Below are 23595 nucleotides of genomic sequence, written 5' to 3'. Positions count from 1 at the left end.
CCGGAGCAGTGAGGAGCACGGCGATGGCGAGGTACATGCTGGTCCTGCGGGCCACGGACGAGGCGATGGCGAAGGCCGCGGAGGTGCCGTTCGAGGAGATCCTGGACGCCATGGGCCGGTACAACGACGAGCTGATCCGGGCCGGCGTCCTCGTCGCGGCGGAAGGGCTCGACGACCCCGGCCAGGGCGTGGTCGTGCACTTCGACGGCGAGACGCCCGTGGTCACCGACGGGCCGTACGGGGAGACCAAGGAGCTGTTCGGCGGCTTCTACATCCTCGACGTCGCGTCGAAGGAGGAGGCCGTCGAGTGGGCGCGGCGGCTGCCGGGCGGGCCGGGCACCAAGGTCGAGGTGCGGCGGGTGTCGGACATCGACGACTTCCCGCAGGACAACGAGTGGATCGTCAAGGAGCGGGCGTGGCGCGAGCGGACCGGGCAGCTGTGACGACCGCTGACGGCGACGGCCAGCAGCCCACCGAGGCCGCGCGGCGGGCGCTCGAGGCGGTGTGGCGCATCGAGTCGGCGAGGATCGTGGCGGCGCTCAGCCGGTACACCGGCGACTTCGGCCTCGCGGAGGACGTCGCGCAGGAAGCGGTGGCGGAGGCGCTGGTCAGCTGGTCCCGCGACGGCACGCCGGACAACCCCGTGGGGTGGCTGCTGGCGACCGCGCGGCGGCGCGCCATCGACAGCTTCCGCCGCAGGTCGGCGCGGGACGAGCGGTACGCCGCCATCGCCGGCCAGCTCGGCGAGGGTGAGGCGGCGGCCGGGGCGCTGGTGCCGCAGCAGCAGGACGACCTGCCGTGGGACCCGGACCGGATCGACGACGACATCCTCGCGCTGATGTTCGTGGCGTGCCATCCGGTGCTCGCGCCGGAGGCGAGGGTCGCCCTGACGCTGCGCACCGTCGGCGGGCTGTCCAGCGAGGAGATCGCCCGGGCGTTCCTGGTGCCGGTGCCGACCGTACAGGCGAGGATCACCCGGGCGAAGAAGACGATCGCGGCGGCGAAGGTGCCGTTCGAGCTGCCCCCCGCGCAGGACCGCAGGCAGCGGCTCGGCGGGGTGCTCAGCGTCCTCTACGTGATCTTCACCGAGGGCTCGACGGCGACCGCCGGCGACAACCTGCTGCGCCCCGACCTCGCGTACGAGGCGATCCGCCTGACCCGGATGCTGTCCGCGGTGCTGCCCGGCGAGCCCGAGGTGCACGGGCTGCTCGCGCTGTGCGAGCTGACCGCGGCCCGCTTCCCGGCGCGCACCGGCCCGGACGGCGAGGCGGTGCTCCTGGAGGACCAGGACCGGCGGCTGTGGGACCGGTCCGCGATCCGGCGGGGGCTCGCCGCGTTCGCGGCCGCGTCGAAGAAGGGGCTCGGCCCGTACGGGCTGCAGGCCGGCATCGCCGCGTGCCACGCGGCCGCGCCGTCGGTGGAGGAGACCGACTGGGAGCGCATCGTGCTGCTGTACGAAGCGCTCGGCCGGATCGCGCCGTCGCCGGTCGTCGAGCTCAACCGGGCCGTCGCCGTCGCGATGGCGAGCGGGCCGCTGCGGGGGCTCGCGATCGTCGACGAGCTCGCCGCGGCCGACCGGCTGCCCGGCTCGCACCTGCTGCCGGGGGTCCGCGGCGAACTGCTCCGCCGGCTCGGGCGCACCAGGGAGGCGCGGGCGGAGCTGGAGCGCGCCGCCCACCTGTGCACCAACGCCCGCGAGCGGGCGGTCCTGCTGCGCAAGGTGGCCGACCTGCCCTGACGCCGGCCGGCGATCGCCAATGTCACGGCTCGGCCGGGAATACGCCTGCCACCAGGGAATTCCCGGCGGGGACGCCATTCCCGTCACGCTGCGCCACCGGCCGTGACGCCTCTACGCTCGGCTCCATGAAGATCGCATTGACCGGTGGGACCGGGTACATCGGATCCGTGGTACTGCAGCAGCTCGTCGCGGCGGGGCACGCCGTCACGGCCCTGGTGCGCAGCGACGAGGCGGCCGCGAAGGTGCGCAAGGCCGGCGCGGAGGCCGCCGTCGGGGACCTGTACGACACCGCGTGGACGGCGAGGCTGTTCGCGGCCGCCGACGGCGTGGTGCACACCGCGGCGCCCGGCGACGGCAGCAGCGAGCAGTTCGACCGGGCGGTCGTCGCGGCGGCGGTCGAGGCCCTCGCCGGGACCGGGAAGCCGTATGTGCACACCAGCGGCGTCTGGCTGTACGGCAGCAACGACGCCATCACCGAGGACGCGCCGTTCGCGCCGCCGGCGCTGACCGCGTGGCGGCCGGGGGTGGAGCGGTCGGTGCTCGACGCGGACCTGGTGGCCACGATCGTCACGCCCGGCATCGTGTACGGCCACGGCGGCGGCATCCCCGCCGGCGTGCTCGCGCCCGGCGACGGCGAGGTCCGGCTCGTCGGCGACGGCTCGCAGCACTGGACGACCGTGCACGTCGAGGACGTGGCCGCGCTGTACGTGACCGTCGTGGAGCGCGGCGAGCGCCTCGGTCACGTGCTCGCGGTGTCCGGCGTCAACCCGACCGTCCGGGAGATCGCCGAGGCGACCGGCGCCGCGGTGGTGCCGGAGACCGCCGAGGAGTCCCGGGCCAGGCTCGGCGCCCTCTTCGCCGACGCGCTGCTGCTGGACCAGCAGGCCACCGGCGCGAAGGCCCGTTCGCTCGGCTGGTCCCCGACCCGGCCGACGCTGCTGGACGAGCTCAAGGGCTAGGCGACGCAGAACTCGTTGCCTTCCGGGTCGAGCATGACGATGTGGCCGAGCCGGTCGCCGTAGCGCTCCTCGCGCACCAGCGTGGCGCCCGCGGCGACCAGCTCGGCGGCCTTGTCGCGGATCGCTGCCGGACCGGACACCCGGATGTCGATGTGCACCCGGTTCTTCGCGGTCTTGCCCTCCGGCACGCGGAGGAAGCCGATCGCCGGTCCGGCGCCCAGGGGGTCGACGATCGAGGCGCCGTCCGGCTCGTCGTAGCCGGGCTCCGGCACGTAGCCGAGCGCCGCCGCCCAGAACGCGGCGAGTGCGTGCGGGTCCGTCGCGTCGCAGCCCAGGGTCCAGTGGGTCATGCCGCCACGGTACCGACGGATCCGGCGCTACCGGCGGTTGCGGGGCGGGACGCCGAAGAGGGGCATCCGCCACAGCGGCAGGTCGGTGAACGGCTCACCCGACAGGGTCAGCATGCGGCGCAGGCTGAGCCGGATCAGGTGGTGCGCGACGAAGAGCAGCCACGCCGCCAGGGGCAGCTCGACCAGCAGCGCGGTGCCGAGGCTGATCCAGCGGTCGGGGCCCGCCGCCGTCATGAGGTCGAACCACGCGTCGCACACCAGCAGGGTCGCGCTGACGATCGCGGTCAGCAGGAGGACCTGGCGGCGCCGCGCCGCCGCCCACGCGGTGACCGCGAGGGCGACGGCGAGCACCAGGTCGAAGCCGACCCACGTGGCGCGCCAGTGGCCCGCGAGGTACCGCGGCGGCAGCGTCCACGCGAGCACCGTCACCCACGGGATCATGAGCAGGGCGGCGGTGACGACCACGACGACGAACCGGCGCCGGGTCCGCTCGCCCGCACGCGGCGCGGGAACGAGGCCGGCCAGGCGCCGGGCCAGGTCGGCCCGCTCGGACGGGGACATCCGAGCGAGCTCGTCGTCGGTGATCGGCACTCAGCGGCCGCGCTGCGCCCGGTAGCGGGTGACCAGGGCGGCGGTCGAGGAGTCCAGCGCGGACGTGTCGCCGGCCTCGCCGGTGAGCGCCGGCTCGATCCGCTTGGCGAGGACCTTGCCGAGCTCCACGCCCCACTGGTCGAACGAGTCGATGTCCCAGATCGCGCCCTGGACGAAGACCTTGTGCTCGTAGAGGGCGATGAGCTGCCCGAGCACCGACGGGGTGAGCTTGTCGGCGAGGATCGTCGTGGTGGGGCGGTCGCCGCGGAAGGTGCGGTGCGGCACCTCCTCGGCGGCGACACCCTCGGCCGCGACCTCCTCCGACGTCTTGCCGAACGCCAGGGCCTGCCCCTGCGCGAACAGGTTGGCCATCAGCAGGTCGTGCTGGTCGGCGAAGACGCCGAGGCCGGGCGCCGGCTGCGCGAAGCCGATGAGGTCGGCCGGGATGAGCATCGTGCCCTGGTGGATCAGCTGGTAGTAGGCGTGCTGGCCGTTGGTGCCGGGGGTGCCCCAGACGACCGGGCCGGTCTGCCAGTCGACCGGGTGGCCCTCGTGGTCGACGGACTTGCCGTTGGACTCCATGTCCAATTGCTGCAGGTACGCGGTGAACCGGGACAGGTAGTGGCTGTAGGGGAGCACCGCGTGCGTCTGGGCGTCGTGGAAGTTGCGGTACCAGATGCCGAGCAGCCCCAGCAGCAGCGGCGCGTTCTCCTCCGGCGGCGCGGTCCGGAAGTGCTCGTCCATCGCGTGGAACCCGTCGAGCATCTCCCGGAAGCCGTCCGGCCCGAGCGCGATCATGAGCGAGAGGCCGATCGCGCTGTCGTACGAGTAGCGCCCGCCGACCCAGTCCCAGAACTCGAACATGTTGGTCGTGTCGATGCCGAACTTCGCGACCTCGCCGGCGTTGGTCGACACCGCGACGAAGTGCTTCGCGACCGCGGCGTCGTCGCCGAACGCGTCGAGGATCCACTGGCGGGCGGCGGTCGCGTTGGTGATCGTCTCGATCGTCGTGAACGTCTTCGACGACACGATGAACAGCGTCCTCGCCGGGTCCGCGGCGCGGACCGCCTCGTAGAGGTCGGCGCCGTCGACGTTGGAGACGAAGTGCATCTCCAGCCCCCGGTCGGTGTAGCCGCGCAGCACCTCGTAGGCCATCGCGGGGCCGAGGTCGGAGCCGCCGATGCCGATGTTGACGATCGTCGTGATCCGCTCGCCGGTGAAGCCGGTCCACTCGCCGGAGCGGATCCGCTCGGCGAACGCCGCCATCCGGTCCAGCACGGCGTGCACCTTCGGCACGACGTTCTCGCCGTCGACCTCGACGACCGCGTCGCGCGGCGCGCGGAGCGCGGTGTGCAGCACCGCCCGGTGCTCGGTGAAGTTGATTTTGTCACCGCGGAACATGGCGTCCCGCAGCTGTGCGACGCCGCGCGCGGCGGCGAGGTCGCGCAGCAGGCCGAGGGTCTCGTCGGTGACCAGGTGCTTGCCGTAGTCGAGGTAGAGGTCGCCGACCTGCAGGGAGTACTTCGTCCCGCGCTCGGGGTCGTCGGCGAACAGGTCCCGCAGGTGCACCTCACCAAGCTCGGCGCGGTGTTTCGCCAGCGCGGCCCATTCGGGCAGTTGGTTGAGTCGGCCCTGAGACATCCAGCACTCCTTCAGCGAGGTCACACTCTCACAGGGATTGTGCCCCTTTCGGGTGCGTCTCGTCCTCCGCGCGCCGATCTTGCGGTTGGTCCCGCCCGCTGACCAGCGCGGCTGCCGGTTCGCCGGCGTCCGCCCGTACATCTGCCGAAACCGCGTGACGACTGCGCAGGCCCAACAGGACGGCCACGGCGGTCGCGACCGCGACCACGACGCCGACCGTGGCGGTCGGCACCTCGAACAGCTTGAGCGCGCTCGCGATGAGCACGATGACCAGCGCGGCGCGGACCACGCCGGCGGGCGCCCGCGACGACAGCCGGGCGCCGATGAGCACGCCGGGGACCGAGCCGATCAGGACCGCGGCCGCGAGGTCGAGCTTCAGGTCGCCGAAGATCGCGTGGCCGAGGGCGGCCGCGGCGACGAGGGGGATGGCCTGGACGAGGTCGGTGCCGACCAGGTCGTTCGGGCGCAGCATGGGGTACAGCGCGAGCAGGATGACGATGATCAGCGAGCCGGAGCCGACGGAGGTCATCCCGACCACGAGCCCGCCGACGGCGCCGAGCAGCGCCGTGGGGACCGGCTTCACCTTCAGCGGAACATCGGACTTTTCGCCTTTTCCGCTTTTGTACGACTTGAGGAGAAGTCCGACGACAGCCAGGAGGAGTGCGACGCCGAGCGCGACGCGGACGATGTCCTGGACCTGCTCGCCGTCGCCCAGGGCACGCATGAGCAGCACCCCGGCGAACGCCGACGGCACGCTGCCCAGGCAGAGCCAGCGCACGAGCGACCAGTTGACGGTGCCGCGGCGGGCGTGCACCCAGCCGCCGAACGGCTTCATCACCGCGCTCGCGGCCAGGTCGCTGGAGACCGCGGCCAGGGGAGGGATGCCGAAGAACAGCACCAGGATGGGTGTCATCAGCGCGCCGCCGCCCATGCCGGTCAGTCCGACGACGATGCCGACGCCGAGTCCGGCCAGGGCCATCACAGGATCCACCGGCGAATTGTGCACTATCTCGGTCGTCTTTGTCGGTACGGACGGGGCTGCGGCGGCGGATGTCACGCCGTTAACGTGTGGCGATGCGGGTTGGCACTCAGGTCCGGCTGGTGTTCTGGTCGGTGGCGGCGGCCGCGGCGCTGCTCGCCGTCGACGCCGCCGTCACGGCGGTCGTGACGCGTGACCTCGCCGCGCTCGACACCGTGCTCATGTCGCCCCGGTCGCTGCGGCAGGTCGAGGCCGACTACCACAACAACCTGGTGGTCGCCTCGTTCGGCGCGGTCGTGCTGGCCGCGCTGCTGCTCGTCGTGCGGCGCCGCAGCCCCAAGATCAGGGCCATCCTCTGGGTCCTCGGCCCGCTGCTGGCCCTCGCCCTGCTGTGCGGCCTGGTCGGCGGCCCCGAGTGGGCGGTCGCCCCGACGGGGGAGGAGCCGGAGCTGCTGCGCCAGGAGTACGCCCGCGCCGTGCCGGAGTGGTACCTGTGGGTGCACGGGGTGGCCGGGCTCGTCGCGGCCGGCCTGCTGTTCTTCGTCGCCGGCTTCCTGGTCCGCGCCGACCTGCGCGAGTATTACCTGGAAGGTCAGGGCACAGGGGACAGCTACCGCTCATGGATCGACCGGACCTCGGCGTGAAGCGGATCCCTGGCGACCTGCCGTTCGTCGTGCGGCGCAGCACCGGGCGGTGGACCGTGCTCATCGGCGGCATCTACGCGGCGGCCTGGATCCTGCTGATGATCCAGGTGGCTGCCGGCCTGCTGACGGGTGACTCACCGGACCGCACCAACGGCGACGCCGTCGCGGTCGCGGCCATCGGGCTGTGCGGACTGGTGGTCTTCGGCGCGCTCGCCGTCGCCTCCGTGCGGATCGCCGTCTCCGGAGGTCCGGTGCTCGCACTCGACTCCGTCGGCCTGTGGGTCCGCAACTCGCGCGGGCTCTGGGGCACCGCGGTCTGGGTCCCGTGGGCGGGGGTCGACCGGCTGGCGCGGCGGGGCCGGCTGACCGTCCTCACCACCGACGGGGTCCGCTATACCGTGCCGCTACGGTTCAACGACCGGACCCCGGCGGAGATCGTCGGCGCGGTGGGCCGGTTCAGCGGGCGGCCGGTCCTGGAAGCGTGACGCCGGGCCATGTTCGTGGGCCGCGTCCCGGTACGCCTGGACTGCGTCCCCGCAGTGGCCGTGCTTCACTGGACGGTACGCGGCGCGGGCCCTGCCTGCCGCGTTGTCCTGCTGCGGTCCCGCCGTCTTCCCGCGGTGTCGTTGTCGCTGGTTCCGGCGCGTCGGGCGCCACATCCGGCGAGGGTGCCACGGAAATGTCAGACCCTGCGGCTACGCTCGCGGGCAGCAGCGCACCAGGATCATTGGAGAGCATCGAGTTGACCGCACAACCCGAGACCTTGTACGGGGCTGACGACCTCACGCTCCTCGAAGGGCTGGACGCTGTCCGCAAGCGGCCCGGCATGTACATCGGCTCGACCGACAGCCGCGGCGTCGCTCACCTGTTCAACGAGATCGTCGACAACTCCACCGACGAAGGCATCGCCGGCCACGCGACCCGCGTCGAGGTGACCCTGCACGCCGACGGTTCGGTCCAGGTCGACGACGACGGCCGAGGCATCCCCGTCGGCGTGCACGCGAAGTCGGGCATGTCCGGCGTCGAGCTCGTGCTGACCCGGCTGCACGCCGGCGGCAAGTTCGGTGGCTCCGGCTACAAGACCTCCGGTGGCCTGCACGGCGTCGGTGCCTCCGCGGTCAACGCGCTGTCGCACCGCTTCGACGTCACCGTGCGCCACAGCGGCAAGGTCCACCACATGGCCTTTCAGCACGGTGTCCCCGGCGACTTCGACGGCCCCGGCCCGAACGCGCCGTTCACCCGCCGCTCCGGGCTCAACGTCACGGGGCGGATGAAGCGGGGCCAGTCCACCGGCACCTCGATCCGCTACTGGCACGACTCGCGTTACTTCGAGACCGGCGCCTCGCTCGATGTCGAGTCGGTCCGCGCCAAGCTGCGCAACACGGCCTTCCTCGTCCCTGGCGTGACCTATGTGCTCAAGGACGCGACCGGCGGGCAGATCTCGACCGAGACGTATCACTACCCCAACGGGCTCGCCGACATGGTGGAGTTCCTGGCGCCCTCCGGCGACCGCGCCGTGTGCGGGCTGCTGCACATCACCGGCGAGGGCACCTACAAGGAGAATGCCGCCGACGAGAACGGCGTCATGAAGGCCAACGTCGAGCGCCGCGCCGAGGTCGAGATCGCGCTGCGCTGGGGCACCGGCTATGAGCGGGTCGTCGAGTCGTTCACCAACACGATCCGCAACGTGCACGGCGGCACGCACCGGCGCGGCTTCGAGCGCGGCGCGCTGCGGGCGCTGTCCGACGCGATCCGCAACACCCGCGGCCTGCTGCGCCCGAAGGAGGACCTGCCGACCCTCGACGACGTGCTCGAAGGCATGACGGCGGTCATCCACGTGCGGATCCCCGAGCCGCAGTTCACGTCGCAGACCAAGGACGAGCTGTCCACCGCGCCGGTGACCAGGGTCGTGCAGGGGATCGTCGAGCAGCACATCAAGGCGTGGGTCGAGGCGCGCAAGACCAAGGTCGAGGCCCGCACGGTCCTGCAGAAGATCGTCGACGCGGCGCGGGTGCGCCTGACCCAGAAGCAGCAGAAGGACGCCGCCCGGCGCAAGACGGCACTCGAGGGCGCGTCGATGCCGGCGAAGCTCGTCGACTGCCGCTCCACCGGCGTGCAGCGCAGCGAGCTGTTCATCGTCGAGGGTGACAGCGCCCTCGGCACCGCGCGCATGGCCCGCTCCTCGGAGTATCAGGCGCTGCTGCCGATCCGCGGCAAGATCCTCAATGTGCAGAAGGCCAACATCCAGCAGGTCCTGGACAATGCCGAGTGCTCCGCGATCGTGCAGGTCCTCGGCGCCGGCTCCGGCCGCACGTTCGACCTGGAGTCGATGCGGTACGGGCGAATTCTGATCATGGCCGACGCCGACGTCGACGGTTCGCACATCCGCACCCTGCTCATCACGCTGTTCGCCAAGTACATGCGGCCCGCCATCGCCGACGGCCGGCTCTACGCCGCCGTCCCGCCCCTGCACAAGATCGTCACGAAGGGGCGCAACCCGGAGACGATCTACACGTACACCCAGCAGGAGATGGTCAGCACGGTCAACCGCCTCGAGAAGGCCGGCAAGCAGGTCGTCACGCCGATCCCGCGGTTCAAGGGTCTCGGCGAGATGGACGCCGACGAGCTGTGGGACACCACGATGAACCCGGCGACCAGGGCCGTGCGGCGCATCACCCTCGACGACATCGAGAAGGCCGAGGAGGTCCTCGAGCTGCTCATGGGCGAGCGGGTCGAGCCCCGGCGCAACTGGCTGATCGACGCCGCGCCGCGGGTCGACCAAGAGAACATCGACGCCTGAGTCAGGAAGGGTAGTCCGGCGACATGGCACGCAAGGCCACACCAGCGAAGGCCGATCTGTCCGCATTCGACCAGGCGGGCGCGCGGGTCCTCAACAACCCGCTCATCACCGAGGTCGAGGACTCCTACCTGGAGTATGCGTACTCGGTGATCCACTCCCGCGCGCTGCCCGACGCGCGCGACGGCCTCAAGCCGGTGCACCGCCGCATCCTGTTCTCGATGAGCGAGCAGGGGCACCGCCCCGACCGTGGCCACGTCAAGTCGTCCCGCGTCGTCGGTGACGTCATGGGTAAGTACCACCCGCACGGCGACAGCGCGATCTACGACGCGATGGTCCGCATGGCGCAGGACTTCTCGCTCAACGTGCGGCTCATCGACGGCCACGGCAACTTCGGATCGCCCGACGACGGGCCGGCCGCCTCCCGGTACACCGAGGCAAGGATGTCGCGGGAGGCGATGCTGCTCGTCGGCGAGCTCGACGAGGGCACCGTCGACTTCCGGCCCAACTACGACGGCTCCCTCGAAGAGCCGTCGGTGCTGCCGGCCGCGTTCCCCAACCTGCTGGTCAACGGCTCCTCGGGCATCGCCGTCGGCATGGCCACCAACATGATCCCGCACAACCTCGGCGAGGTCGTCGCCGCGGCCCGCTGGCTCATCAACCACCCGGCGGCCACCCTCGACAAGCTCATGGAGTTCGTCCCCGGCCCGGACCTGCCGACCGGCGGGCTCCTGCTCGGCCTCGACGAGGTCCGCCGCGCCTACGAGACCGGCCGTGGCGTCGTGCGCATGCGCGGCCGGGTCGAGATCGGCCTGCTCGAAGGCAGCCGCGGCCGGCAGGCGATCACCGTCACCGAGCTGCCCTACGGCATCGGCGCCGAGAAGGTCATCGAGAAGATCACCGACGAGGTCAACAAGACCAAGCGCCTGCAGGGCATCGCCGACGTCAAGGACCTCACCGACCGGGAGAACGGCACCCGCCTCGTCATCGAGTGCAAGGTCGGCGTCAACCCGCAGGCGCTCCTCGCCGACCTGTACCGGCTGACCCCGCTGGAGCAGTCCTTCGGCGTCAACAACCTCGTCCTCGTCGACGGCCAGCCGCAGACCCTCGGCCTCAAGCCGCTGCTGGAGGTCTTCCTCGCGCACCGCTACGAGGTCGTGACCCGGCGCACCGAGTTCCGCCGCAAGAAGCGCCAGGACCGGCTGCACCTCGTCGACGGCCTCCTCGTGGCGCTGCTGGACATCGACCGGGTCGTCGCCCTCATCCGTGCCAGCGAGAACGCGGCCGCCGCCAAGGCGTCACTCATGAGCGAGTTCGGCCTCAGCGACATCCAGGCCACCTACATCCTCGACACGCCGCTGCGCCGCCTGACCCGCTACGACCGCATCGAGCTGGAGGCCGAGCAGGCCCGGCTCAACGAGGAGATCGCCGCGCTCAGCCGGATCCTCGACGACGAGAAGGTCCTGAAGAAGGTCGTCTCCGACGAGCTCGCCGCCGTCGTCAAGGAGTTCGCCCAGCCGCGCCGCACCACGCTCATCGACGGCGACCTCAAGGAGGTCCTTGCCGCGTCCATCCCCGCCGGCCCCCTCGAGGTGTCCGACGACCCGTGCCAGGTCCTGCTGTCCACGACCGGCCTGGTCGCCCGCACCGCCGCCGAGTCGGAGGAGGCCCCCGAGGGCAGCCGCAAGGCCGGCCGCGACAAGCACGACACCGTCCGCGCCGTCGTGCACACCACCGCCCGCGGGCAGGTCCTGCTCGTCACCAGCCTCGGCCGGGCGTTCAAGGTCGACGTCCTGCCCCTGCCCGTCCTGCCCGAGCAGCCCGGCACCGTCTCCCTGCGCGGCGGCATGTCCACCGCCGAGCTCGTCTCCCTCCAGCCCGGCGAGACGGTCGTCGCCCTCGCCCCGCTCGGCGGCCCCGGCGCCGAGGGCTCACCCGGCCTCGCCCTCGGCACCCGCAACGGCATGGTGAAGATCTGTGCCCCCGAGTGGCCCGTCCGCGCCGACGAGTTCGAGGTCATCGGCCTCCGCGACGGCGACGAGGTCGTCGGCGCCACCTGGCTCACCGACGGCGCCGAGACCCTCGCCTTCGTCACCTCCGAGGCGTCCCTGCTCCGCTTCCCGGCCAAGCTCGTCCGCCCCCAGGGCCTGAAGGGCGGCGGCATGGCCGGCATCGCCCTCCCCGAAGGCGCCCAGGTCCTCTACTTCGGCGCCATCAACACCCAGGACCCCCAGCACGGCGAGCCCATGGTCGTCACCGCCACCATCGGCAACGCCAAGGTGACCCCCCTGCGCCTCTACCCGGCGAAGGGCCGCGCCACCGGCGGCGTGCGCGCCCAGCGCTTCCTGAAGGGCGAGAGCCGCCTGGTGCTCGCCTGGGTCGGCCCCCGCCCGGCCGCCTCCTCCACCAAGGGTGAGCCCCGCGACCTCCCCGCCCCCGACCAGCGCCGCGACGGCTCAGGCGCCCAGCTCCGAGCTCCCGAAATCGTCGGCCACCTGGTCGAACGCGGCTGACCCCCACTCCCACCCACCACTTCCGAGCCCGCAACCCGCTTCCAGCCCGCCGGCGCTGCTTCACCCCAGCGCCGGCGCGCTCACCCGCTGCGGCGGCAACGGCCCCATTCCTCGACGGCCGTCGAGTTCGCCCTCGACGGCCCAGGCTGCCGAGAGCTGCCCTAGTTTGTCGGGAGCCGCTGGGGTTGTCGGGCTCGGCGTCGTCTCGTCGGTTGCGACTGGCCTCCCGCCTCAGCCACGATCCCCGTCCGCCGTTTTCATCTCGCCGTGGCGAGCCGCAGCGGTGCGTTTCCGGCTCGCTGTTTCGTCTCGCCGCGGCCAGCTCGTAGCGGTGCGTTTCCGGCTCGCTGTTTCGTCTTGCTGCGGCCAGCCCGCGACGGTGCGTTTCCGGCCCGCTGTTTCGTCTCGCCGCGGCCAGCTCGTAGCGGTGCGTTTTCCGGCCCGCCGCTTCGCTTCGCCGCGACCAGCCCGCGCGACGGTGCGTTTCCGGCCCACCGTTTCGTCTCGCCGTCGTGAGCTCACAGCGGTGCACTTCTGGCCCGTCCGCGCTGCTCACTCGCCGCCAACGGCACTGCAGCCAGCGTCGACGGGCTCACGAGCACAGCGGCGCTGCCTACTTCAGCGCCGGCGTGCTCGCTCCGCGGCGCCAACAGCACCCAGACCGCGGCGGTCGTTGAGTTCGCCCCTCAACGGCCCAGGTTGTCGGGGCCCGGAGCGGTCTCGCCGGGCTGTTCGTCGGTCGCAGCCGCGATGAACGTCCGCCGCCCCGACCACCACCGCAAACCCGCAGCGATCTGCTCCCGGCCCACCGGCTGATGGTCGTGGCGGCGTGATCCAAGGAGTGGGGTGGTCGTCGGCGCGACCGGTTCCGTCCTCTGATCACCCGCGTTGCTGTGCTGTTGGGGTGGTGGTGTCTGTCAGGGCTGGTAGGTGAGGTTCAGGGTGTCGGAGTGGTCTGGCCAGGTGAGGGTGGGTCGCTAGCAGCCGGGGTGGGGGAGGTCGGTGGTCGTGGCGGCGTGATCCAAGGAGTGGGGTGGTCGTCGGCGCGACCGGATGCGTCCTTTGATCACCCGCGTTGCTGTGCTGTTGGGGTGGTGGTGTCTGTCAGGGCTGGTAGGTGAGGTTCAGGGTGTCGGAGTGGCCTGGCCAGGTGAGGGTGGGTCGCTAGCAGCCGAGCTGGGGAGGTCGGTGGTCGTGGCGGCGTGATCCAAGGAGTGGGGTGGTCGTCGGCGCGACCGGATGCGTCCCTTGATCATCCGTGTCGCTGTGCTGTTGGGGTGGTGGTGTCTGTCAGGGCTGGTAGGTGAGGTCCAGGGTGTCGGAGTGGCCTGGCCAGGTGAGGGTGAGTCGCCAGCAGCCGGGCTGGGGGAGGTCGATGATCGACGGGCCGGGGCCGCTGGGGACGGTGCGCCGGACGGGGGTGTGGGTGCCGTCGCGGGTGGCGTCGATCTGCAGGTCTCCGGGTGGGGCGGGGTCCTTGGCGATCCAGAGGATCTTGTTGGACGAGCCGTCGGGTCTGGTGACGGCGAGCGGGTGGCCGAACATCGCGGCGACGATGGTGCCGTGGTCGCCCAGGACGTGCGGCATGCTCGAGTCTCCGGTGAAGCCGGCGCGGGCCCATTCGGGCAGCGGGCCGGTGTCGACGGGCGAGCCGCATCCCGTGCGGGCGGCGGCGGTCGGCGCGGCCTGGGCAGATGCGCTCCAAGTCGGTGCGCTCAGCGCGGGGGCGGTCTGGGTCGGCGCCGGTTGCGGGCGGCGGCCGGCGGTACATCCACCGGACACCACGACAACGAGCAGCAGCACGGCGCACCACGATGAAGATCTCACGCGTCCGCGAGTCACGGCGGCGGCGGGAGGTTCCAGGGGCTGAGCCGCGAGCCTAGTCGTCGTAGGACTCGGCGAGTTCGGCGAAGGCCTCCTCGACCGGGGCCAGGCGGGTGAGCAGGTCGGTCAGCGGGCGGCTGCCGACGAAGCGGGCGCTGCCGCGGCCGACGGCCAGCAGGGAGATCAGCGCCGGGTCGTTGCCGGACGGCAGGGTGCCGGCGGCGTCCTCCCAGAACAGGACGTGGTCCTCGGTGTCGTCGGTCTTGAAGGCGGCCGCCCCGGCCAGCATCAGCAGCAGCCGCTGGGCCGGCGGCTCCCAGAAGCCGGAGTGGCCGACCGTCCACAGGTACGCCTCCAGGGCGCCGTCGTGGTGGCGCAGCACGGTCAGCGCCTGCGGGTCGGCGGCGCGCGCGGCGAGCACGGAGCGAGGGGTCTCGACGACAGCGTCGGTGCTCCACTGCGGCGTGCGGTCGGACCACCACCAGCCGGCGAACATCTCCGCGGGGTTCTCGATGCGTGAGGCCGGTGGCACCGGCGCGTCCAGCCAGGTGTCGAAGCCCTCCCGGGACATGGCGATCCGGGCGGCGGTGATGAAGGTGAACGACACGGCGACGATCGTAGGTCAGCCGCCGGCGAGGTCGTTCACAGCCAGCCGGAACGTCGGAACATGCGGTGGAGGACCACCGATCCGACGGCCATGACCAGCAGGATGAGGTAGAAGCCGTAGTCCCACCGCAGCCCGGGGATGTGTTCGAAGTTCATCCCGTAGATCCCCGCGATCGCGGTCTGCAGCGCGGCGATCGCGGCCCAGGAGGCGATCTTGCGCATGTCGTTGTTCTGGTCCAGGCCGACCTGGGCGAGGCGGGCCTGCAGGATCGAGTCGAGCAGCTCGTTGTCGGACGCGACCCGGTCGACGACCTGGGTGAGCCGGCCGAGCAGGTCCGCGAAGTACTGCCGCAGCGGTGGCGGCAGCTCCACCACGGCCGGGTCGTTCATCCGGCGCAGCGGCGGCTGCAGCGGCACGACCGCCCGCTTGAACTCGACCAGCTCGCGCTTCAGCTGGTAGATCTGCTGCACGTCGCAGCCGCCGACGCGCAGGAACGCGGTCTGCTCCAGCTGCTCCACGTCCTGCTCCACGTCGGTGGAGACCTCGTGGTAGACCTCGATCATGCGGTCGCACACCGCGTAGGCGACCGCCCACGGACCGTGGCCGAGCATGGCCGGGCGCTGCTCCAGCTGCTGGCGGACGTCGGCGAGCGCGCCCGCGCCGCCGTGCCGGACCGAGACGACGAAGTGCGGGCCGATGAGCAGGGTCACCGCGCCGGTGTCGACGACCTCGGAGGTGGCGGTCAGCTCGGCGTGCTCGACGTAGCGGGCGGTGCGGATCACCAGCATCGTCACGTCGCCGCGGCGCTCGACCGTGGGCCGGCGCTCCCGTGCGAGGGCCTTCCCGGCCGTGTGGTCGTCGATGCCGATCTCCTCGGCGACGGCCGCGAACTGTGCCCACGTCGGCTCGAACAGCCCCAGCCAGACGAACGCGTTGCGCCGCCGGCGGGCCGCCGCGTACGCCTCGCGGAACGTGTGCCCGCCCGGCTGCCGTACGCCGCGGACGTAGAGCGCGCAGTCGACGATCGAGTCCCGCCCGTCGTCGGCGAGCAGGTGCGGCAGCGGCTCGTCGGGCTGCAGGTGCCGCATCATCCGGCCGATCATCCGGCCGACCCGGCGGCCGACCCTGACCTGCTGCACTCGCGACCCCTTTCACGCGCCACGCGGTAGCGCCACGCTACCGCGTAGATCGTCAGGGGGTGTCGGCCGTGCGGGGCAGCGGGGGCGTCTCGCTCTCGTCCAGCCTGACGTAGAGCAGCGCGCCGAGCACGAGCAGCGTGCCGGCGAAGACCTCCCAGCCGAGCGCGATCCCGGCGATCGTGACGACCACGCACTGCACCACCAGCGCGACCATCGTCAGGCGGCCGGCGGCGCGGCGCCGCAACGCGGCAGCGACCAGCACCGCGCCGAGCGCGACCAGCAACGCGCCCAGGATGACGGCGGCGACCCGGATCCCGACCTGGGCATGGCCTGGATCGGCGCCGTTGAGCGACATCGAGTATGCCCCGATCACCCCGCCGACCACGAACAGCGCAGCGCCGACGACCACGCCCTCGACGATGATCCCGACCGCCGCGGCCAGCAGCGCCACCATTCGCATCCGGTCAAGTTACTCCCGGGTAGCCGAGCCTTCAAGACCTGTCGATGGGTCTCGTTAAGGTTGCCCGGATGTACTCGCACATCCTGTTCGACTTCTTCGGCACCCTCGTCGACTACGACGCCGGTCGCACCAGCCAGGGGTACCGGCGCACCCACGCCGAACTGGGCAGGCTCGGCGCCACGGTCTCCTACGCCGAGTTCCTGCAGGGCTGGGACGGCGCGTTCGCGGCGTTCGACCGGGGCAGCGACGCCGACGACCATGAGTACTCGATGACGCAGGTCGGCACCGCCTACCTCGCCGAGGTGCTCGGCCGGGTGCCCGCCGCCGGCGAGGTCGACGCGTTCGTCCGGGCCTACCTGGCCGAGTGGAGCGCCGGCGTCAGGTGTCCCGATGGGGTCGTGCCGCTCGTGCGGTCGTTGTCGCGGGTGTACCGGCTGGCCGTCGTCACCAACACGCACCAGCCGGACCTGGTGCCGGGCCACCTCGCGGCGATGGGCATCGCAGACCTGATGGACGCGGTGATCACGTCGGTGGAGGTCGGCCGCCGCAAGCCGCACCCGGCGATCTACGCCGCGGCCATGGAGGCGCTGGGCATCGAGCCGTCCGCGGCCGTCTTCGTCGGCGACACCTACCTCGCGGACTTCGCCGGTCCCGAGAAGTTCGGCATGACCGCGTTCCTCATCGACCCGGCGGGCCGCGCCGACGTGCCCGCGGAGCGCCGCCTCGCGTCGGTGCTCGACCTGCCGGCGCGGATGGCACCGAACGAAACGCCCTGAAGCCGGTCGCGGCCGGACCCACCCTGACGGGTGACGGGCTCGGCGGTATGAGGGAAGTGATATGGATGGGCCGTCCCTAGCCATTGCTATATGTACATACGTGACTACCGTCACGGCACATCCGCTGCCAGGGAGGCCGAGTGAAACGATCGATCGCCGCAGCCGGCGCGCTGCTCCTGACCGGGGGCATGCTGGCCGCCATCGCGTCACCAGCTGACGCGTCGCCCAGCACCCCAGCCCCCGCGGCCCTGCAGGCCCACCGGGCGGACATCCGGGCCGCCGACAGTGAGGCCTACGCGGTCGCCAGGAGCCGGAAGGACGCCAGCGGCGCGTCTCATACCCGCTACACCCGCACCTACCACGGCCTGCGGGTCTACGGCGGCGACTTCGTCGTGCACACCGCGCCGGACGGCTCGTTCGCCAGCGCGTCCGTCGGGCTGCACGCCCCGCTCACCCTCGGCACCAGCGCCGCGGTGTCCAAGACGGCCGGTGCCGCCAAGGCGAAGTCGGCGTTCCGCGGCACGATCACCGCGGTCGGCAGCCCCGAGCTGTTCGTCGACGCGAGCGACGGCACCGGCGTGCTCGCCTACGAGACCGTGGTCAGCGGCTGGCTCGCCGACGGGCAGACCCCGTCGAAGCTGCACGTCATCACCGACGCGACCACCAACGCGGTGCGCGGCGCCTTCGACGAGATCGAGACCGTCCAGGGCACCGGCAACAGCATCTACTCGGGCGCGGTCCCGATCGACACCACGCTGTCGGGCACGACGTACCAGATGATCGACCCGTCGCACGGCAACGGCCGCACCTGCGACATGAACAACGGCACCAGCACCTGCACCACGTTCACCGACGCGGACAACGTGTGGGGCACCGGCGCCAACTCCAACCGGCAGTCCGCCGGTGTCGACGCGCACTTCGGCGCGGCGGTCACGTTCGACTACTACAAGAACGTCCACGGCCGCAACGGCATCTTCGGCAACGGCGCCGGCGTGCCGTCGCGCGTGCACTACGGCAACGCGTACGTCAACGCGTTCTGGGACGGCGCGCAGATGACCTACGGCGACGGCTCCGGCAACAGCCGGCCGCTCGTCGCGCTGGACGTCGCGGGCCACGAGATGAGCCACGGCGTCACGGAGGCGCTCGCCGGCCTGGTGTACTCCGGTGAGTCCGGCGGTCTCAACGAGGCCACCAGCGACATCTTCGGCTCGATGGTCGAGTTCTACGCGAACAACGCCAGCGACCCGGGCGACTACCAGATCGGTGAGAAGATCAACATCAACGGCAACAACACGCCGTTGCGCTACATGTACAACCCGACCCTGGACGGCTCGTCGCACGGCTGCTGGTCCACCACGACCAAGAACGTCGACGTGCACTACTCGTCGGGCCCGGCGAACCACTTCTTCTTCAACCTCGCCGAGGGCACCGGGGCCACCGCCTACGGCACCTCGCCGGTCTGCGGCTCCGCGCCCGCCGTCGTCGGCATCGGCCGGGCCAAGGCGGAGAAGATCTGGTACCGCGCGCTCGACGTCTACTTCACCTCGAACACCAGCTACGTGAACACCAGCAACCCGGGCAACACGGCCCGGGCGTACTCGCTGAGCGCCGCGACCGACCTCTACGGCACCTGCTCCGTGGAGTACAAGGCCGTCCAGGCCGCGTGGACCGCGGTGAACGTGGCCGGCAACGACGCCGCCTGCCCGACCGGCAACGACTTCTCCCTCGCCGCCGCGCCGGCGAGCGGCTCGGTCAACCCGGGCAGCTCGGCGACCAGCACGATCACCGCGACGCTCACCAACGGCTCGGCTCAGACCGTGGCGCTGACCGCGTCCGGCCTGCCGTCGGGCGCGACCGCCAGCTTCAGCCCGGCCTCGATCAACTCGGCCGGCGGCACGTCCACGCTGACGATCGCCACCTCCGCGTCGACCCCGTCCGGGACCTACGCGGTGACCATCACGGGCACGGGCGCCAGCTCGACCCGGACCACCACGTTCAGCCTGACCGTCAACGGCGCGCCGGGCTGCACCGGGACCAACGGCAACGACGTCGCGATCCCCGACAACACCACGGTGACCAGCACGATCACCATCAGTGGCTGCAACCGCAACGCCTCGGCCACCAGCTCGGTGAACGTGGCGATCTACCACACCTACCGTGGTGACCTGGTCGTCGACGTCGTCGCCCCCGACGGCTCGGTCTACAACCTGTCGAACCGGTCGGGCGGCAGCGCCGACAACATCATCCAGAACTTCACCGTCAACCTGTCCACCGAGGCCGCGAACGGCACCTGGACCCTGCGGGTCCGCGACGCCGCGAGCCTCGACACCGGCAGGATCGACACGTGGACGCTCACCCTGTAATACTGATTCGCCATCGTCGGTGACACAGCGTGGTCGACAGTGACGGAAACGCCCACAACGGCGCAGGCGGGCATTCATTGGTCCGCCTGCGCCAATGTGAGACCGGGCCGTGATCGATTCGATATGGGTACGGGGCAGCGCTAACGCTCCGTGACCTGTAGAAAATCCGCATGTCCAAGGTTGTTAGATTTGGCGTCTCCATCGTTGTGCTCGTCGTCCTGGCCGGGATCGGTTGGTACCTCAACCGCGACTCCGCCGAGAAGGCCAACGTCGGTGACTGCATGCACAAGGTCTCGGCCAACGAGCTGAAGATCGTCAAGTGCGGCGGCAGCGACGCGGACTTCAGCGTCATCGGCAAGGTCGCCGACAAGAAGGAGTCGGACGCGATGTCCGACGACACGACGGTCTGCGACCCCTTCCCGGGGACCACCACCCTGTACTGGTGGGGCGAGGCCGGCAAGAACGGCGACGTGCTCTGCCTGAAGGACCTCAAGGCCGCCTGATCCGCTGATCGGCCGCGGTGGCAAGGTCCGGCACGACCGCCCCGCCGCGCACGGCCTCATTTCAGCTTTGCCGCTCGTCCCCCCACCCCTTGCGACCCCGGCCCGGAGTTCCGGTGCCGGGGTCGCGCTATGCATGGGCGAGCCGCCGGTTCAGTACCCCGGGAAGACGGCGCGGAGGTCGTCGAGGGCGATCGGGCCGGTGATCTTCACGTCGGACGGGGTGTACTGGGGACCGAGACGGCCGGCGGCCAGGCGCAGGAACGCCTCCAGGGTCAGGCTCAGTTCGCCGTCCGGCGACGCCGGGGCGGGGCCCAGGGTCACCGGGTCGGCCAGGCGCAGGCCACGCTGCTCGCCGAGGTCGGTCAGCGTGACGAGCAGGTCGGCGGTGCGGCCGTCGAGGTACGCCGGCTTCGCGATCCAGCCGAACAGCCCCTCCACCCGCTCGTCGATGAGCGCCGCCGCCTCCGGCGCCAGGGTCGCCGACGGGTCGAGCGCGACCCGGACGTCCCAGTCGTGGTAGCCGAACTCGGTCAGCCGCAGCACCGCCGACGTCGCCACGTCGACGGGCTCGGGCATCCAGCCCACGTCGATGCGGTGCGAGGCGCGCTGCTCGGCGTCGAGGGCCTCGTAGGCCTCGACCAGTCGCTCGTTCGCAACCGGGAACTCGACAGCCCGCTCGGCCGGGGTCATCCCGTCCCACCGGGCCCACACGCCCTTGTTGAACTCGAACTCCGGGGCGGGGCGGCCCTCGAGGGAGGCGCGCACCACCTCCAGGTTGATCTCGGCCCCGCTGCCCAGGTGGCTGATCACCTGGGAGATGTCCCACTCGCTCGCCGCCGAAGGGCTGGTGAGCTGCTCAGACGTGAGCCCGCGGACGACGGTGGTGAGATCCTCGTGCCCCTTGCGCAGGGCGGCGATCGCCTGGTCGGCTCGGCTGCTCATCGTGCTCCTTCGATCTTTGGACATCGACAATTTCCTTGAAGCATAAACAAGTTTGTGACGCACAACATGACGAGGACTGCCCGATCGGCAATATTGCCAGGTTGGCAACATCAGGTACGTTGTCGATCGTGAACACGGGGCCCGGGTTGCGTGAACGGGACAACGCCGCCACGCGAACCACGTCCCAGCCGCGGACGCGGGTGCGTCCCCGTGCCTGGGCCGAGCTGCTGCTCATCGCCGGACTCTTCCTCGCGTACAAGATGGGCCGGCTACTCGTCGACGGGCGGGTCGGGGAGTCATACGCCAACGCGAAGCTGGTCTGGCACGCCGAGCGGGCGCTGTGGCTACCCGGTGAGGCGGACGTGCAGCACCTGCTGCTCACCTCCGACGTCGTCATCCGCGCCGCCAACGTCTACTACGCCGTCGTGCACTTCCCGGCGACCATCGCGTTCCTGCTCTTCATGTACATCTTCCGCCCCGAACACTACCTGCGGTTCCGGCGGATCCTCGCGTGGCTGACCGCGGCGGGGCTGGTCATGCACCTCGGGTTCCCGCTCGCGCCGCCGCGGATGCTGGCCGGCATCGGGATGATCGACACCGCCGCGAAGTTCGGTCCGTCGGTGTACGGGCCGCCGCAGACCGACACGCTCAGCAACCAGTACGCGGCGATGCCGTCGCTGCACGTCGGCTGGGCGCTCGTCATCGCGCTCGGGCTCATCACGGCGACCGGCAGCCGGTGGCGGTGGCTGTGGCTGGCCCACCCGGTGATCACGATGCTGGTCGTCGTCGGCACCGCCAACCACTACTGGCTCGACGGGATCATCGCCTCGATCCTGGTGGGCGCGCTGATGCTGGTCGTGGGGCGCACCAGGAAGCAGACCGGCAGCCGGCCCGGGAAGCGCGCCGCGAAGCGGGCCGGGACGTCGGCGGGCGAACCGGTGCGGGCCCCGGCGCCGGTCGCGGTCCCCGCGCAGCTGCGGCGCAACCTGGACTACCTCGCCGCCGGCGAGGCCGCCTACCTGGCCACCTTCGGCGACACGATCACCGACGCCGGGCATCCGCAGACCGTAGGAAAGCCGACCTGACCGACGCGGGACCGACCCGCCTGCGGTACGAATAGCGCGTGGACTGGAATCTACGCACCTGCGCGCGGCGCGGGCACGTCACCTACGCCCCGGACGAGGCGCCCTTCCGGGAGCGGCTGCACGCCACGACCCCCGTCGGCGCGGCGTGGCGCTGCCTGCGGTGCGGCGACTTCGTCATCGGCGAGCCGCAGGCGCAGGGCCCCGCCGAGGACGCCCCGATCGTGCTGCGGGGCCGGGCGCTGCGGGACGCGCTCGTGCTGCGACTGCTGTCGATCGAGCGGTTCGCGAAGGGCATCGTGGTGCTGCTCGCCGGCTACGGTGTGTACCGCTTCCGCACCCACCGTGACGGCGTCGAGCGGGCGTTCAACGAGGACCTGCCGCTGCTGCGCCCGTTCACGGACCGGATCGGCTGGGAGTTCGAGGACTCCGCGATGATCCACACGATCCGGACCGTCATCGAGGCGGAGTCCAGGACCCTGCTGTGGGTCGCGATCGGCCTGATGGTCTACGGCGTCCTGCAGGTCGTCGAGGGCATCGGCCTGTGGATGCTGAAGCGCTGGGGCGAGTACTTCGCCGTCGTCGCCACGTCGCTCGGCCTGCCGGTGGAGATCTACGAGCTGTCGGAGAAGGTCACCTGGCTGCGCATCGGCGCGCTCGTGGTGAACATCGTCGCCGTGCTCTACATCCTGCTGTCGAAGCGGCTCTTCGGGCTGCGCGGCGGGCACGCCGCCTACGCCGCCGAGCGGCACGAGACCAGCCTGATCGAGGTGGAGATCGCCGCCAGCGAGCCGACCCTGCCGAAGGGCCTGCGCAACCCGAAACCGCCGATCGAGCTGGGTGACGACCACTCGACAGAATTGCCCACTGGCGGGAAACGTGCGGGCGTCGTATAGTTGAACGCGAGACCGGCATCTTCCCCCGTGGATGCCGGTCTTCTTATTTGTCCCGACCGGCCCTGATCGCCCGGATGGTGTTGAGGTTGTGCTCGCGGGCGCAGGCCTCCAGCACGCACGCGTCGTCCTCGCCCCGCTCGAGCCGGTCCAGCAGCTCGTCGTGCTCGTCGACCGCGGCCCGCACCCGCAGCCGGGGGTACAGCGACGCCAGGACCCGCGACGCGTCGATGCGGTCCCAGATCCATTCGAGGGCCTCGATCACGTGCCGGTTGCCGCAGCAGCCGTAGATCGTGCGGTGGAACTCCCGGTGCAGCGCCATGACCCGCTCGTTCGTCTGCTCCAGGCGCAGCTGGGCGTTGAGGTCCCGGGCGGTCCCGATCCGCTCGCCGGACATCTGCGGCGCCGCGGCCGCGAACGCATAGCCGTCCAGCAACGCCAGCATCTCGACCAGCTGCACCCAGTCGTCGTCGCCGAGCGTGGCGACCCGGGCGCCGACGTTGCGCTCGAAGCTGACGAGGCCTTCCGCCTCCAGTCGCCGGATCGCCTCCCGCACCGGCACAGGGCTGACGTCCAGCTCTCTCGCCAGGGTGCTGAGCACGAGGCGATGCCCCGGCCGGTACCGGCCGTCGAGGATCCGCTGGCGGATGCGGCGGTACGCGAGCTCGTGCTTCGAGGGTGCGGACGGCGCGTCATGGTTCGCGGGCCCGGACGGCCCGGTGCTGCTGTGCTCAGGCTGCACGTGCGAGTTCCGCTCTTGACAGGGGCCGGGCGCCCACACGATCATATACGAT

22 protein-coding genes are annotated in these 23595 nt (G+C 71.3%); 12 read left to right on the top strand and 10 right to left on the bottom strand.

All coding sequences use genetic code 11. The features are described from left to right. The first annotated feature begins 23 nt into the window (after positions 1-23). The 3 genes from ACFY3L_RS34385 (at position 24) to ACFY3L_RS34375 (ending at position 2697) form a co-directional block, all read left to right on the top strand. A complete protein-coding gene (locus ACFY3L_RS34385) occupies positions 24-443 on the top strand; it encodes a YciI family protein (RefSeq protein ID WP_389333728.1) in 420 nt (139 codons plus the stop codon). Further along, the gene (locus ACFY3L_RS34380; RefSeq protein WP_389333725.1) at positions 416-1738 is read left to right on the top strand and encodes an RNA polymerase sigma factor; all 1323 of its coding nucleotides are present in this window, start codon (positions 416-418) and stop codon (positions 1736-1738) included. Before ACFY3L_RS34385 ends, ACFY3L_RS34380 begins: the two co-directional genes overlap by 28 nt. 125 nt (positions 1739-1863) lie before the next feature. After that, entirely contained in the window at positions 1864-2697 is an 834-nt protein-coding gene (locus ACFY3L_RS34375) for an NAD-dependent epimerase/dehydratase family protein (RefSeq protein WP_389333722.1), read from the top strand. On the opposite strand, the gene ACFY3L_RS34370 is transcribed toward ACFY3L_RS34375, so the two are convergent. From ACFY3L_RS34370 to ACFY3L_RS34355, 4 genes are read right to left on the bottom strand one after another with little or no spacing between them, the layout of a single operon-like run. Beyond that, positions 2694-3047 carry a VOC family protein gene (locus ACFY3L_RS34370; protein ID WP_389333719.1) on the bottom strand — a complete coding sequence of 118 codons (354 nt, stop codon included), beginning with the start codon at positions 3045-3047 and terminating at the stop codon, positions 2694-2696. The two genes, ACFY3L_RS34375 and ACFY3L_RS34370, sit on opposite strands and share 4 nt — an antisense overlap. A 27-nt stretch (positions 3048-3074) precedes the next feature. Further along, complete coding sequence (locus tag ACFY3L_RS34365) at positions 3075-3608, bottom strand: hypothetical protein (protein WP_389333716.1); 534 nt, start codon at positions 3606-3608, stop codon at positions 3075-3077. Between the two features lie 30 nt (positions 3609-3638). Continuing rightward, positions 3639-5279 carry a glucose-6-phosphate isomerase gene (gene pgi, locus ACFY3L_RS34360; RefSeq protein ID WP_389333713.1) on the bottom strand — a complete coding sequence of 547 codons (1641 nt, stop codon included), beginning with the start codon at positions 5277-5279 and terminating at the stop codon, positions 3639-3641. Between the two features lie 28 nt (positions 5280-5307). Beyond that, entirely contained in the window at positions 5308-6270 is a 963-nt protein-coding gene (locus ACFY3L_RS34355; RefSeq protein WP_389333710.1) for a sulfite exporter TauE/SafE family protein, read from the bottom strand. An 83-nt stretch (positions 6271-6353) separates the two neighbouring features. On the opposite strand from ACFY3L_RS34355, the gene ACFY3L_RS34350 reads away from it, so the two are divergent. From ACFY3L_RS34350 to ACFY3L_RS34335, 4 genes are all read left to right on the top strand, one after another. Further along, complete coding sequence (locus ACFY3L_RS34350) at positions 6354-6902, top strand: hypothetical protein (protein ID WP_389333707.1); 549 nt, start codon at positions 6354-6356, stop codon at positions 6900-6902. After that, a complete protein-coding gene (locus ACFY3L_RS34345) occupies positions 6899-7387 on the top strand; it encodes a hypothetical protein (RefSeq protein ID WP_389333704.1) in 489 nt (162 codons plus the stop codon). Before ACFY3L_RS34350 ends, ACFY3L_RS34345 begins: the two co-directional genes overlap by 4 nt. 194 nt (positions 7388-7581) lie before the next feature. After that, positions 7582-9702, top strand: a complete 2121-nt coding sequence (locus tag ACFY3L_RS34340; RefSeq protein ID WP_389333701.1) for a type IIA DNA topoisomerase subunit B — start codon at positions 7582-7584, stop codon at positions 9700-9702. Positions 9703-9725: 23 nt separating this feature from the next. Continuing rightward, positions 9726-12212 carry a DNA topoisomerase (ATP-hydrolyzing) subunit A gene (locus ACFY3L_RS34335; RefSeq protein ID WP_389333698.1) on the top strand — a complete coding sequence of 829 codons (2487 nt, stop codon included), beginning with the start codon at positions 9726-9728 and terminating at the stop codon, positions 12210-12212. A 1290-nt stretch (positions 12213-13502) separates the two neighbouring features. Here the strand turns inward: ACFY3L_RS34335 and ACFY3L_RS34330 are convergent. The 4 genes from ACFY3L_RS34330 to ACFY3L_RS34315 all read right to left on the bottom strand — a co-directional run bounded on the left by ACFY3L_RS34330 (position 13503) and on the right by ACFY3L_RS34315 (position 16242). After that, a complete protein-coding gene (locus tag ACFY3L_RS34330; RefSeq protein WP_389333695.1) occupies positions 13503-14015 on the bottom strand; it encodes a hypothetical protein in 513 nt (170 codons plus the stop codon). Between the two features lie 76 nt (positions 14016-14091). Beyond that, positions 14092-14643 (bottom strand): hypothetical protein, encoded by a 552-nt coding sequence (locus ACFY3L_RS34325; protein ID WP_389333692.1) that lies wholly within the window; start codon positions 14641-14643, stop codon positions 14092-14094. Positions 14644-14678: 35 nt separating this feature from the next. Then, the gene (locus ACFY3L_RS34320; protein WP_389334197.1) at positions 14679-15746 is read right to left on the bottom strand and encodes a magnesium and cobalt transport protein CorA; all 1068 of its coding nucleotides are present in this window, start codon (positions 15744-15746) and stop codon (positions 14679-14681) included. Positions 15747-15834: 88 nt separating this feature from the next. Beyond that, positions 15835-16242 (bottom strand): hypothetical protein, encoded by a 408-nt coding sequence (locus ACFY3L_RS34315; RefSeq protein ID WP_389333690.1) that lies wholly within the window; start codon positions 16240-16242, stop codon positions 15835-15837. A 68-nt stretch (positions 16243-16310) separates the two neighbouring features. Here ACFY3L_RS34315 and ACFY3L_RS34310 point away from each other — a divergent pair, with 68 nt between their 5' ends. From ACFY3L_RS34310 to ACFY3L_RS34300, 3 genes are all read left to right on the top strand, one after another. Continuing rightward, the gene (locus ACFY3L_RS34310; protein WP_389333687.1) at positions 16311-17018 is read left to right on the top strand and encodes an HAD family hydrolase; all 708 of its coding nucleotides are present in this window, start codon (positions 16311-16313) and stop codon (positions 17016-17018) included. Positions 17019-17158: 140 nt separating this feature from the next. Then, on the top strand, positions 17159-19381 hold the full coding sequence (locus ACFY3L_RS34305) for a M4 family metallopeptidase (RefSeq protein ID WP_389333684.1): 2223 nt from the start codon (positions 17159-17161) through the stop codon (positions 19379-19381). Between the two features lie 170 nt (positions 19382-19551). Continuing rightward, a complete protein-coding gene (locus tag ACFY3L_RS34300) occupies positions 19552-19884 on the top strand; it encodes a hypothetical protein (RefSeq protein WP_389333681.1) in 333 nt (110 codons plus the stop codon). 150 nt (positions 19885-20034) lie between these two features. On the opposite strand, the gene ACFY3L_RS34295 is transcribed toward ACFY3L_RS34300, so the two are convergent. Then, complete coding sequence (locus ACFY3L_RS34295; RefSeq protein WP_389333678.1) at positions 20035-20826, bottom strand: maleylpyruvate isomerase family mycothiol-dependent enzyme; 792 nt, start codon at positions 20824-20826, stop codon at positions 20035-20037. Between the two features lie 128 nt (positions 20827-20954). Between ACFY3L_RS34295 and ACFY3L_RS34290 the strand changes: the two genes are divergently transcribed. Together ACFY3L_RS34290 and ACFY3L_RS34285 are read left to right on the top strand one after the other, a co-directional pair. Continuing rightward, the gene (locus ACFY3L_RS34290; RefSeq protein WP_389333675.1) at positions 20955-21911 is read left to right on the top strand and encodes a phosphatase PAP2 family protein; all 957 of its coding nucleotides are present in this window, start codon (positions 20955-20957) and stop codon (positions 21909-21911) included. 38 nt (positions 21912-21949) lie between these two features. Beyond that, positions 21950-22804, top strand: a complete 855-nt coding sequence (locus tag ACFY3L_RS34285) for a DUF2127 domain-containing protein (RefSeq protein WP_389333672.1) — start codon at positions 21950-21952, stop codon at positions 22802-22804. Positions 22805-22847: 43 nt separating this feature from the next. Here the strand turns inward: ACFY3L_RS34285 and ACFY3L_RS34280 are convergent, their stop codons facing one another. Next, positions 22848-23543 carry a GntR family transcriptional regulator gene (locus ACFY3L_RS34280; protein ID WP_389333668.1) on the bottom strand — a complete coding sequence of 232 codons (696 nt, stop codon included), beginning with the start codon at positions 23541-23543 and terminating at the stop codon, positions 22848-22850. Between the last annotated feature and the right edge of the window lie 52 nt (positions 23544-23595).

Source organism: Dactylosporangium sp. NPDC000521 (assembly GCF_042898305.1).
Lineage (GTDB): Bacteria > Actinomycetota > Actinomycetes > Mycobacteriales > Micromonosporaceae > Dactylosporangium.
This window is presented reverse-complemented; position numbering and strand designations above follow the sequence as displayed.

Coding starts and splice junctions, on each gene's coding strand:
- ACFY3L_RS34335 (WP_389333698.1), top strand. CDS start 9,726: ATGGCACGCAAGGCCACACCAGCGAAGGCCGATCTGTCCGCATTCGAC.
- ACFY3L_RS34350 (WP_389333707.1), top strand. CDS start 6,354: ATGCGGGTTGGCACTCAGGTCCGGCTGGTGTTCTGGTCGGTGGCGGCG.
- ACFY3L_RS34315 (WP_389333690.1), bottom strand. CDS start 16,242: ATGCGAATGGTGGCGCTGCTGGCCGCGGCGGTCGGGATCATCGTCGAG.
- pgi (WP_389333713.1), bottom strand. CDS start 5,279: ATGTCTCAGGGCCGACTCAACCAACTGCCCGAATGGGCCGCGCTGGCG.
- ACFY3L_RS34295 (WP_389333678.1), bottom strand. CDS start 20,826: ATGAGCAGCCGAGCCGACCAGGCGATCGCCGCCCTGCGCAAGGGGCAC.
- ACFY3L_RS34320 (WP_389334197.1), bottom strand. CDS start 15,746: ATGATCGGCCGGATGATGCGGCACCTGCAGCCCGACGAGCCGCTGCCG.
- ACFY3L_RS34385 (WP_389333728.1), top strand. CDS start 24: ATGGCGAGGTACATGCTGGTCCTGCGGGCCACGGACGAGGCGATGGCG.
- ACFY3L_RS34340 (WP_389333701.1), top strand. CDS start 7,582: ATGTCAGACCCTGCGGCTACGCTCGCGGGCAGCAGCGCACCAGGATCA.
- ACFY3L_RS34300 (WP_389333681.1), top strand. CDS start 19,552: ATGTCCAAGGTTGTTAGATTTGGCGTCTCCATCGTTGTGCTCGTCGTC.
- ACFY3L_RS34365 (WP_389333716.1), bottom strand. CDS start 3,608: ATGTCCCCGTCCGAGCGGGCCGACCTGGCCCGGCGCCTGGCCGGCCTC.
- ACFY3L_RS34310 (WP_389333687.1), top strand. CDS start 16,311: ATGTACTCGCACATCCTGTTCGACTTCTTCGGCACCCTCGTCGACTAC.
- ACFY3L_RS34375 (WP_389333722.1), top strand. CDS start 1,864: ATGAAGATCGCATTGACCGGTGGGACCGGGTACATCGGATCCGTGGTA.
- ACFY3L_RS34370 (WP_389333719.1), bottom strand. CDS start 3,047: ATGACCCACTGGACCCTGGGCTGCGACGCGACGGACCCGCACGCACTC.